This window comes from Streptomyces lancefieldiae (assembly GCF_031845825.1).
Taxonomy (GTDB): Bacteria; Actinomycetota; Actinomycetes; order Streptomycetales; family Streptomycetaceae; genus Streptomyces; species Streptomyces lancefieldiae.
The window spans coordinates 1-10,431 of the sequence record NZ_JAVRFH010000105.1 but is presented as its reverse complement, the minus strand read 5'-3'; the positions used below and the strand labels follow the sequence as shown (position 1 = coordinate 10,431).

Genomic DNA, 10,431 nt, shown 5'->3' with positions numbered 1-10,431 from the left:
GGTGCAGCGAGACCAGCAGGCTCCACTCGTCGTCCGGCTCGATCCAGATCAGCGCGCCCTCGGGTCCCTCAGGCCGCGGCAGACGGCCGGCCGGCTTGTAGAACGTGGTCACCAGCACCAGCGGGACGGGAGCGTCCCAGCGGCTGACAACCGGCGGCGTGTCCCGCGGGGCGAGGATTGCCTGCTGCTGCTCGGGGGAGCACTGCCCGAACTCCTCCGATGCCGCGAGCACAGCCTGCAGCTGGACCTGAAGACGCAAGGCGAGCCGGATTCGGGCAGCCGCCTTCTCCTTCGGGCTCACCAGCTCGGGGTACTCCGGGATCAGGCCTTCCATGAGCTCGGTCGGGGTATCGGCGTAACCGCGCCAGCTCCCGCCGTCGTAGATCATCTCGAAGACGTAGTTGCTGCCGTCGTCCTTGGTCGGAGGGTCGAGAGGCGTAGCAGCCGAGGAGGCATTGCGGGTGCGGATGAACGTCATGACATCTCCAAGGGGTTAGCGGCGCTGCCAGCGGGTTTCGTGGAATAGAGCGGTGGCCTGAGCCTTATCCTCAGGGCGCTGGAACAGCGAGTCGACCAGTTGCCGGAAGTTAGCGGTAGTCGAACGCCAATCGTCACCGGACAGCCGCCGCCGCTGCCCGAGTCCGGCCTGACGTCGCTGCTCACGGTGGCTACCCAACTCCATACGCGGACCAGAGACGGCGGTGTCCTGCCGCACGGCCGCGGCGGCCATGCCCAGGGAGAGCTTCACCTGCGTCTGGATCACGGACGGGTTGAGGGAGCCGTCCCACAGCCGGAACTCGCCGTGGGCGCTCTGCCCGCCGCGCCGAGCCCCGCTGAGATTCACCGCCTGCCCATGGAACGAACTGATCTCCGAGATCGCCGAATATCCCTCGGACGGCACGGGGTTAGGGCTGCACCAGCGCGTGCCCCGGTGCTGGTTCCCCTCGGAGGCGGGGTTCTGCGCGAGCCGGTACAGCACATCCTCATGGGCCTTGTACATCTGCATGAGGCGCGTGTGGTTGGCGACGTCGTGGTCGAAGTCGTGCATGCCCACGTGCACGTGACCGCCGGTTCCGAACGATGCGCGGCCGCCGTTACGCTCGATGATCTCACAGGCCGTGGCGAGGTTCTGCCAGGTCTGCGGCTCGTCGTACAGGATCGGCGAGACCAGCTCGCCGGCCACGGTGCAGTCCGACTCAAGCCGCCATGCGTTCGGCTCGTCGGTGTATCCCGCGCTCTGCTGCGAGTGGTAGCCGTACTGCCGGGCCGTGCGGGACAGGCCGGCGTCGCGCAGTTCACGGGCGATGTTCTGGATCGCCTGCTGCCTGTCGACGCCGGGCTCGATGTCGAACTCGATCTCCACTCCGAAGCCGCGGCCGCCCTCGCGGGCGCCGAGACCGCCAGTGGCGTTCTCCGTCATGTAGGGGACGACCTGCTCACCGCGTTCGGCGCGGTCGCGGGCGGCGTCGTAGTCGCGCTGGAAGGCGTCGAAGTCCTCCGTGTAGCTGACCTCGTCGGGCGGCCACTGTTCGCGGGCCTGCTCCTGGAGCGAGGTGGCGGCCTGGTGCTCGGCGGCGACCTCGTCCAGGACCTGCTGCGCCGCGGCCCGCTGGACAGCCCGCTCCTCCGCACTGCCCCATTCCGGCGGGAGGTCCCGCTGCTGGGGTACGGACACGCCTGTGCCGGCGGCCTGCACGATCTGCTCGTCGAGCGAGTCCTCGGCATGCCCGAACTCATCCTGTAGACGCTGGCGGAGCTCGTAGAACTCGGCGAGCTCCTCCGGGTTCTCGCGGCGCTCGGCTACGGCCGTGCCGAGCTGCAGCACGCGGCTGACCAACTGCTGGAGTTCGTCCTCGGGGGACAGGCTGACTCCCTGGCTGGGAGCGCTGATGGTGGTGCCTGCCGCGGTGGTGGCGACGAGGTGGTGCTGATGATCGATTCTGCTGCCGGATCCCATGGGTACGGCCCCCTTTCAGTGATCTGGCCGACCGAGGCGGTACAGGTCGGCGGCGTGATGTGCGGACGTGACGGCGGGCGCTACCAGCCCTGGTACTCGGGTTGTTGCCAGCGGGTGACCGCGTAGAGCGAAGCCGCCTGCTGCATCTGTGCGCGCCGGTGGAAGATCTCGTCGGCGAACTGGCGGAAGTGGAGGCTGTTGGTCTCCAGCTCCCCGACGCTGAGGCGGTGATCGGGCCCCCAGTCCTGCCGGTGGCGGCCGAGCGGCATCCGCTCCCCGCGCCGGGTTTGCGCAGCACTGCCGCGCACGGCCGCGTTCACCATGCCCAGGGAGAGGTTGATCTGCGTCTGGATGACGGCGGGGTCCACCGAGCCGTCCCACAGCCGGAACTCGCCGTGGTCGCTGCGCCGGCCGTGTGCTGCTGAGAGGTTGACCGCGAGGCCGTGGCCGTTGCGCTGCACCTCGCTCAGTGAGCGGTATCCGCCTGTGGGCACGAAGTTGGGCTCGCACCATTCGGTCCCGCGGTGTGCGGAGTCGGGGGCGATGCGATTGGCGGCGAGCCGGAACAGGACGTCCTCGTAGTGGTCGTACATCTGCATGAGGCGGGTGTGGTTGGCGACGTCGTGGTCGTAGTCGTGCAGGCCGACGTGCACGTGGCCGCCGGTACGTTCGCTGGCGCCGCCACCGTGCCGGCGGACGATCTCGCAGACGGTGGCGAGGTTCTGCCAGGTCTGCGGCTCGTCGTACAGGATCGGCGAGACGATCTCGCCGGCCACGGTGCAGTCGTCCTCCAGCCGCCAGGCGTTGGGGGCGTCGGTGTAGCCGGCCGCCGCCTGTGAGTGATAACCGTGTTGCCGGCTGTCCCGCGCCAGACCGGCTTCGTGCAGGTCCCTGCCGATGGCGCGCAGTGCCTCCGCCTGGTCGTCGTAGTCGCCGTCGGTGACGAACTCGATCTCCACGCCGAAGCCGCGCCCGCCTTCGCGGGCGCCGAGGCCGCCGGTGGCGTCTTCGAGCAGGTAGGGCACTGCTTCTTCGCCGCGGAGCTCCCGGTCCCACGCGGCGTCGTGGACCTGGCGGAAGGCCTCGAAGTCCTCAACGAAGCTGACTTCCCGCTCGTCGGGCCACCGGTCACGGGCCTGCACCTGGAGCGCCGCGGCAGCGCTGTGCTCGGCGGCGACCTCGTCCAGGACCTGCTGAGCGGCAGCGCGCTGGACGGGGATGTCGGCCGGTGGCTCGGTGGCCCGGGGCGGGAAACCGGGGCTGTCTTGGTCCTGGACGTCTTCGCGCTCGGCGTCCTCAATGAGGCCGTGTCCGTTCCACAGGTCATGCTCCAACCGGAGCCGGTCGCGCAGGCCCCAGTACTCCATCGCTTCCTCGAGCGAGGCCCGTCCGTTGTTCGCCTCCCACCGGGCCTGGATCGCCAGAGCTTGGTCGATGAGTTCACGCTGGCCCTCGGGCATGAGGTCGACCCGCTCGGCCAGGGCCTCGATGGTCAGCCCCGCCGCGGTGGTGGCGACGAGGTGGTGCTGGTGGTCGATCCGGCTGCCCGAGCCCATAATCAGGCCTCGTTCCGTGGGGTGATGGTGCCGTCGGCGAGGCCGGCGTAGAAGCGGACGTTGGCGGTGAACAGGTCCTCGGTGCGCGCGTGGGTGTCGACGCGTCCTTCCTCGGTCATGACGGCGCCGTGACGGGCGTACTGCAGCGGGTTCTGGCTGATGAGGTAGAGCCGGCCGGGGAAGAGGGCCTTGAGGGTGGCGATCCGGTCGGCGCGGCTGGCTCCGGTCAGGACCATGGGCAGGTCCGGCGGGAGGGTGGCGGCCAGGTAGGTAAGACCTGGGACCGCCATCTCCTCCCAGTCGGCCTGCGTGCGGAACGTCTGCAGGTTCATGGCCAGGGCGGGCGGCAGAGCGGGGGTCTCGTCGAGCCAGTCGAGGTAGCGGTCGAGGTCTTCGAGGCGGAGCCAGTAGATGTTGGGGACTGCAGTGACGCCGGCGGCGGAGAGTTCGGCGGCGAGCATCAGGTTGCGCCGCATGTTGATCAGGTTCTCGGCGCGGGGCTGGTTGAAGTACATCGACGCGTTCGGGGTGAGTACGAGGTCCCACTTTTGGGCGGCGAGCATCTCGGCGAAGCCGTCGGCCTTGCGGCGCGTCCAGTACGCCTCGACGAGAGGGTCTTCCGCGTAGCCGCTGAGGATGGCCTTCTGCTCGGGCCGCAGGTTCAGGAACTGATGCGCGGTCTGGCCCTCCCAGCGGGGGAACAGCTTGTGCGTCTTGGGGCTGATGACGCGGCGCAGCCCGAGGGCGTACGCGGGCCAGCGGAGCTGGGCGTCGAGGGTCGGCACGTCGTGTCCGTCGACCTGGGGAGTGAACAGGGGCAGGTCGGGGAGGGTGCCGGGCGCCCGCAGGCCGGTGAAATGCATCGTGCCGCCGATGTCCTTCATCCAGGCCTCGCGGTCGGGTCGGGTGCCGCAGCGGATCGGGCAGCGAGTGCAGGCCAGTCCCGGCTCGCTGCCGGGGAGCGGGTCCTCGGCGCGGGCGCAGCCGCAGTACTCGCAGCTGGAGGTGCAGCCGGAGCACACGGGTTCGACGGCCCTGGGGTTGTCCATGAAGAAGGGGCAGTTGTTGCAGTCGCAGCCGGAGGCGGGTGCCGGAACGGGCTTGCCGACTCCGGGCATGGGCAGGGGGACAGTCATGCGGCAGCGGTCCTTTCGGCGCCGGCGCTGGTGTGGCGCTGGAGGTCGGTCAGGAGCATGCGGAGTGAGCCCGCGTCGAATCGGTGGAGGGCGCGGCCTTCTGCGAGTTGGGTGTTGAGCGCGCGCAGCGCCTCAAGGGCGGCGGTCACGACGGGCGGATCGACGGGCTCGGCAGGCTCGAGCGGCTCGTCAGCGCGCGGATGTTGCTCGCCCCCCGACCCTGCGGTTACCGGTTCCTCGGAGATGTCGTCGAAGGCCGTCGTTTCGCCGCCCTGTCGCGGCTGTTCAGCATCCGCGCTGTCAGCCAGGGGGGCCGCTGTGGTCTCGTCCGGAGCTGCGGCATCGTCCTCGTCGTCGTGCCCGCCGGCCGGCGCCGGCGGCCGGGCAAGTGCCGCGGCTCGTTCGGCGTTGGCTCGCTCGTATGCGGTGACCGCGGCACTGGCGGCGGTGTCGGCCGGCATGTCCGGGTTGGTGGCCTGTGCCCGGGTAGCGGCCGACAGCAGGTCCGTGCGGCCGAGACGCTTGACGGCCTGCCACAGTTCGGCGGCGGCCTCGCGACGTCCGCGGCTGAGGCGGGCGAGATTCGTCCGTGCGGCGAGCGCGACCTGGTGCTGGTCCATGTCCGCGGACAGTTCGCGCGGCAGGGTCCGGAACGCGGCAACGACCTCGCGAGCTCGGCGTGGGGTAATCTGCAGGCCCAGCCGGCGCAGCACCAGGTTCCACGGCGCGGCGAGGTTGGCGTCGCTGCCGCGCAACTTCTCCAGGGCCTCGAAGCGGGCGACGGGGTCTTCCAGCCGCTGGACGTCCTCGCTCACCTCGATGCCGGCGTTGTCGAGCTGGGCACGCAGGATCGCGCTGCGCTCCAGGAGCAGAGCCTTGGCGAGCTCGCCGGGCTGGAGGTCCTCGCGAGCCAGGTTCTCCACCAGCTGCCAGGTCCGGCGGTCCTCGTCACTCAGCGGTCCGGGGCAGATGACGGCGGGCAGCTTGTCGAACCGCGGGTTATCGGGCTGGTTGACCGCGCCCCAGCGGCAGGCCCGGTAGCGGCGTTCGCCGATCACCAGGCGCCGCTGGATGTGGTTGTCCGGACCGGGCAGTTCCTCCACCAGGACGGGATGGAGCACGCCGACGGTCGAGATCGAGGTGATCAGATCGGCGAGGCCTTCAGGGCTGGTGCTCGGGCCTGGCCCGCGGCCCTGCACGTCGGTGTAGACCGAGCCGCGCATCGGGAGCATCTCGACACGACGCTGGCGCAGTTGCTCCGAACTCTCCAGAGCCTCGGCCAGTCCCAGCACGGCAGGCGCAGGGGCCGGGGATTCCTCAACGGCGACGGTCATCGGCAGAGCCTCCTTTCACAGGTAGTCGTCAGGCGCGCAGGCGCCCGGCCCCGAAGGGGTTATGCGTGCAGGTCAGCGGGGAGCGGGGGCGGGCGGGTGGCGAGCCGGCGCCGCCGCGGCCGGTCGGCGCAGCAGCATGTCGGTGAGGGGATGCCGCTGCTCGGGTGTTCCGCGCAGCAGCGGCGTGAAGATCCGCCCGAACGGGCCGTGCTCCTTGAGCTGCGCAAGGGTGGTGACCCCGACGGAGAGGTTGCTGGCGAGCCGGGACAGGCGCGGGTCGACCCGGGTGAGCGTGTACAGGTCTTCGGTGCGGTCGGCGAGCCGCTTGGCCAGGGTGGGGCCGGGCGCACCGTCGAGGACGATCAGCAGGCGCGGGAAGGCCGGGTACGTGTGCTGCCACGCCGGCCGGGTCGACGCCGCGGAGCGCCGAGCCCGGTCGGGGTGCTGCGGCACGAACTCGTACAGCCGCCCGTACGCGGAGACCTTCTTGGCGAGCTCGGCCGCGGTCATGGTGGCCCGATCGAGCTCGATGAACACGTTCAGCATGGTGCGAGCGCCGCGGTGGACGTGGACGTAGTGCAGGACGGCGTCGGAGATCACGTGATCGTCCTCGAAGCGGCGCTGCCCGTCGCGGATGCGGTGGGCGACCTCAGGGGTCCACGAAAGGGGCGTGCAGTCGTGCCCGAGCCGGCGGGCGTGCTCGACGAACGCGATGCCGACCTCGTTGACGGCCAAGGTGTGGGCCTGGCGCGTGCTGGCCGCCGACTCGGGTGTCACCCGGTAGCGGCGGGAGAAGATCTCCGCCGCCTGTTCCACGGCGTCGGCGCCCGTCTCGGTCAGGAACCACACGTAGGGCCGGTTGAACCCGTGGCCCGGGCTGGCCTTCCCCTGGGCGCGCAGGCGCTGGACAAGGCCGCCCTCTTCGAGCGCCACCAGCTGCCGCCGCAGGTAGGACGCGCTGTGAGCAGTCGGCGTCAGCAGCCTGGCGAGCTGATCTGTGGTCATGAGGCGGTGCTGGTACAGCAGGTCGAGGGCCGACTTGGCGACGGCGTGGAAGCTGAGGGTCCGCTGCGGGCTGTGCAGCAGTTCGGGTTCGGGCTGAGTGCTCATCCGACGTGTGACCCCTTGGTCTTGGTGAGGTAGGTGACGTTGCTGGGGGCCGGCTCCTGCTCGGCCGGGTCCGGGCCGTCATCCGGCGGCTCGGGGCCCGGATCGTCGACCGGCGGCTCCTCGGGACCGGGATCGTCGTCGTCCGGCGGGGGCGGCGGCAGCGTGGCCATGAACAGACGGATGCGGGTGTCGAGCCTGGCGAGGTCGTCGAGGATGTCCCGCACCCGGCGCCGGCGCAGGTTCTCGTTGACCGCGGCGTCCAGGTGGTGGACGTCATCGGGGCGGTGGTAGTCGCTGTAGACGTCCTCGACGCTCGCGCCCCGGACCCGGAAGGGGTCGCTCTGGCCGCCGTCGAGGGTGACGGACATGACGTAGTGGTAGCGCTGCAGCTGCGAGATCGTGTCGGGAGCGACCTTCTTGCCCCAGCGCCGCACCACCATCTGCGCCTCGTCGATGTCGCTGGCCGTGGTGGACAGGATCGACAGGTTCTGCAGCAGGCCCTGCCTCGTGGTCGCCGACAGCCGCTGCGCCATCTGCGTCATCGCCAGGAGCTTCACCTTGTACTTGCGCAGCTGCTCGGCGATCGCGGCGAGCGTTCCCTTGCTCGCGCCGTCCACCGCGGTCAGCTCGTCGATGAAGGCGTAGAAGTCCTTGCGGTCGGCGACGGGCATGGTGCGCCGCGACAGCCCGGCGCGAAACAGGTCGTAGATCAGCAGGCAGGAGACGATGCGGTCGGTGTCGCCGGTGCCGGACGGGCACACGAAGACGACCTTCCCGTTGTCCATGGCGTGCCGGATGTCGTACGTGCTCAGCGAGGACCCGAGGAACCCCTTCAAGGCGTTCGAGCTGTCGAGACGCTCGATGATGTTCGTGACAACGGGAGTTGCCTCGTTGGAGTACTTCGGGTAGGTCTGCACCCAGAAGTCCCGCAGCGTCTTCGGTAGAAACGGCACGACCGCGTCTCGCCACACCTCGTCGTTGAGCAGGGTGCGGATCTGGAAGATCGTCGGCGCCAACTCGGGCCGGCCGGCCCGCGACAACATCCAGGACAGATGGGCGAGGGTCTGCACCGATCGCGTCAGGATGGTCTTGGCTCGCCCCGCGCTGTCCGACCAGTTCAGAGCGCTCGCGAAGCCGGTGACGATCGCGTTGACGATGTCCGGGATTTCCTCCTCGCCACGGTTCTCCATGGACAGCGGGTTCCAGGAGCCCACCATCGCGTCCAGGTCCGGCGAGGTCAGGTCGATCTCCCACAGCCGCGGCGCGATGTGCGGGTGAGCGAGGTAGGGCCGCGCACGCTGCCAGCCGTCGCCGTGCGGGTCCAGGAAGAGGGTCCCGTGCCCGTTGTGAGCGAGCGCGATGGCCTGCACCAGCGACATTTCCGTCTTGCCGTATCCCGCCTTCCCGAGGAAGAGCCCGAACAGCAGGTAGGCCAGGGGCAGGCCGGCCAGCCGCTCACCGCCGCCGGGCTTGGCCACCCACCCCAGGGGAAGGAGATCCGCCTGGCCGGTCCACGTGGGCAGGCTCGGCGGCGGCGGGGGCACCACACCGCCCGAACGGGCCACGTTGGCCGCCATGTTGTGCTTCGTGGCGGGCTTGAGAAGGCCGGCGAGCTCCGCGCCGGTTACCCAGCTGGAACGCCGCGGCGCGAACTCGCCGGTGACGAATCGGCGGTCGAAGCTGCGCCGGTAGAGCCGCGAGTCCGCGCGCAGCCGCGTCACGAGCAGGTTCGCACCCACCGGGCGCAGGTGGTTGTCGCCGGCCCAGCCCTCGAGCGTTGCCATGATCTGCTCCAGCAGTATCCGCGGCCGCGCCGGGTCGGAGGAGCAGGTACGGATCAGCATCTGCAGGGCGAACACCGGATCCGCGCCCGGACCGAACTTGCCCATGGCCGCCTTGACGTCGGACACAGTCGGCATGCGCTGGCGCTGAGCGGGGCGCTGGCCGCCGCGGCCCTGCTGCCCGCGCATCTCCGCCGCGATCTCGCTTCCCAGGGACGCCAGACGGTCCAACCCGAAGCCGCCCCCCGAACCCTGCTGCGGAAGGCCGGGTATCGTCGGCATCCCGCTGGGGTTGCGACGCGCTCGCGCCAGCAGGCGGCTGCGCCGACGGCCGACCCGGGAGGGCGAAATCGGCACCAAGTCCAAGACGACGTCCGCTCGTTCACCCAGGTCCTCACGCACATCCGCGACGGCGGCCGCGAGCGCCTCCAGCGGATCGGGCTTGATCGGCACCTCGCGCAAGGCGAGGTGGTCCGGCAGCGCCAACGCCAGCTCGGCGCGCGCTACGTGCTGCTGCTTGGGCGTGTCCTTGCGCGGCTTGGGCCTGCGCGGCCCGCGTCCGTGACCACGGGGGGATGTCGCCTTCTTCTTGCTCACCACAGACTCCTTCGGAAGGTCACGCCGCAAGAGCGGTCTGAGAGCTGGTGTCGAGGTCCACGCCGAGACGGATCTCCGGCCGCTCGGAGCTGGCTACGGCGGGACCGACCGCCCGCATCTCGCACTGGCTGTAGCTCTGGTGGCGAAGGACCGCCGCGGCCCGGGCCGGCCCTTCAATGCGCATGGTCAGCAGGCCGCCCTGGGACAGCAGCCGCACGCGCACCGCCGTGCCGCGCACCGGAGTGAAGGCCCAGCGCGAGACACTCCGCTGCGCCTGCGCCAGCTGCTTGGCGAAGCGGAGGACGTCCTCGAGCACCGGATCGAAGCCGGTGGTCGGGAGGAGCTCGAACGCCTGCCGGTCCTTAAGCGGCTTCCGGCCGAAGCGTCGACGCGCGACGGATACGGAGACAGCGACGACCACCGGCACGGGAATCAGCCACCACATGTTGCCGGTCAGCCACGTGATGGCGGTCTGCCCGTACGCCGGGAGGTCTTGTCCGACTTGGATCAGCCGGTCGATGACGTCGTTCGTGGTCATCGGGCGGCTCCTGGGCGCGAGAAGGCCGGAAGGAGAGAGGCAGCAGGCATGTCGGAACTCCGGGGAGACGGGGAGTGCGGATGCCTATAGAGGTGCGGTTTCGGACGCCCGTGTGACATGGGCGCCTGAACTTTTTTGATCTCCGGCCGAGCCCACCAGCCAAGGAGTCCGGCCGCGGTGGGAGGTCAGGTGTCCTCGACATCAGTCGGGCAGCTGCCGGATCGCTTAACCGAAGCGGACCTTGGCGGTGCGCCCCGTCTCCTGGCGATCGTCGCCTGCCTGGCCTGGGCTACCACGCCTGTCGGCAGCCCTGCGTGGGCCCGGCTGCGGCTGTCCTCGTACGTTGTAAGCATCGACCGCTATGCTCAACGCAGCGCACCTCGCTTGTGCGCGCCGGCCCGGGCCCACCCCCGGAGCTACCG

General features: G+C 70.2%; 8 protein-coding genes. All 8 read right to left on the bottom strand.

Features of this window, described 5'->3' with window-relative positions:
* Positions 1 to 478, bottom strand: a 478-nt coding sequence (locus RM812_RS39595; protein ID WP_311585426.1) for a hypothetical protein, incomplete at its 3' end; no start/stop codon positions are given.
* 15 nt (positions 479 to 493) lie between these two features.
* On the bottom strand, positions 494 to 1,957 hold the full coding sequence (locus tag RM812_RS39590; protein ID WP_311585424.1) for an amidoligase family protein: 1,464 nt from the start codon (positions 1,955 to 1,957) through the stop codon (positions 494 to 496).
* A gap of 80 nt (positions 1,958 to 2,037) precedes the next feature.
* Positions 2,038 to 3,513, bottom strand: a complete 1,476-nt coding sequence (locus RM812_RS39585) for an amidoligase family protein (RefSeq protein ID WP_311585422.1) — start codon at positions 3,511 to 3,513, stop codon at positions 2,038 to 2,040.
* Between the two features lie 2 nt (positions 3,514 to 3,515).
* A complete protein-coding gene (locus RM812_RS39580) occupies positions 3,516 to 4,649 on the bottom strand; it encodes a DUF4417 domain-containing protein (protein ID WP_007494394.1) in 1,134 nt (377 codons plus the stop codon).
* The gene (locus tag RM812_RS39575; protein ID WP_311585419.1) at positions 4,646 to 5,983 is read right to left on the bottom strand and encodes a ParB/RepB/Spo0J family partition protein; all 1,338 of its coding nucleotides are present in this window, start codon (positions 5,981 to 5,983) and stop codon (positions 4,646 to 4,648) included. The genes RM812_RS39580 and RM812_RS39575 overlap by 4 nt, the downstream gene beginning before the upstream one ends.
* A 72-nt stretch (positions 5,984 to 6,055) precedes the next feature.
* A complete protein-coding gene (locus tag RM812_RS39570) occupies positions 6,056 to 7,093 on the bottom strand; it encodes a replication-relaxation family protein (protein ID WP_311585417.1) in 1,038 nt (345 codons plus the stop codon).
* Positions 7,090 to 9,471: a type IV secretory system conjugative DNA transfer family protein gene (locus RM812_RS39565; protein ID WP_311585415.1), complete on the bottom strand. Its 2,382-nt coding sequence runs from the start codon at positions 9,469 to 9,471 to the stop codon at positions 7,090 to 7,092. The genes RM812_RS39570 and RM812_RS39565 overlap by 4 nt, the downstream gene beginning before the upstream one ends.
* Before the next feature lie 19 nt (positions 9,472 to 9,490).
* Entirely contained in the window at positions 9,491 to 10,009 is a 519-nt protein-coding gene (locus tag RM812_RS39560) for a hypothetical protein (RefSeq protein WP_007494400.1), read from the bottom strand.
* Between the last annotated feature and the right edge of the window lie 422 nt (positions 10,010 to 10,431).

Bases quoted from the DNA above. Each gene is read 5' to 3' on its own strand.
- RM812_RS39590 (WP_311585424.1), bottom strand. From the start codon at position 1,957: ATGGGATCCGGCAGCAGAATCGATCATCAGCACCACCTCGTCGCCACC.
- RM812_RS39585 (WP_311585422.1), bottom strand. From the start codon at position 3,513: ATGGGCTCGGGCAGCCGGATCGACCACCAGCACCACCTCGTCGCCACC.
- RM812_RS39580 (WP_007494394.1), bottom strand. From the start codon at position 4,649: ATGACTGTCCCCCTGCCCATGCCCGGAGTCGGCAAGCCCGTTCCGGCA.
- RM812_RS39575 (WP_311585419.1), bottom strand. From the start codon at position 5,983: ATGACCGTCGCCGTTGAGGAATCCCCGGCCCCTGCGCCTGCCGTGCTG.
- RM812_RS39570 (WP_311585417.1), bottom strand. From the start codon at position 7,093: ATGAGCACTCAGCCCGAACCCGAACTGCTGCACAGCCCGCAGCGGACC.
- RM812_RS39560 (WP_007494400.1), bottom strand. From the start codon at position 10,009: ATGACCACGAACGACGTCATCGACCGGCTGATCCAAGTCGGACAAGAC.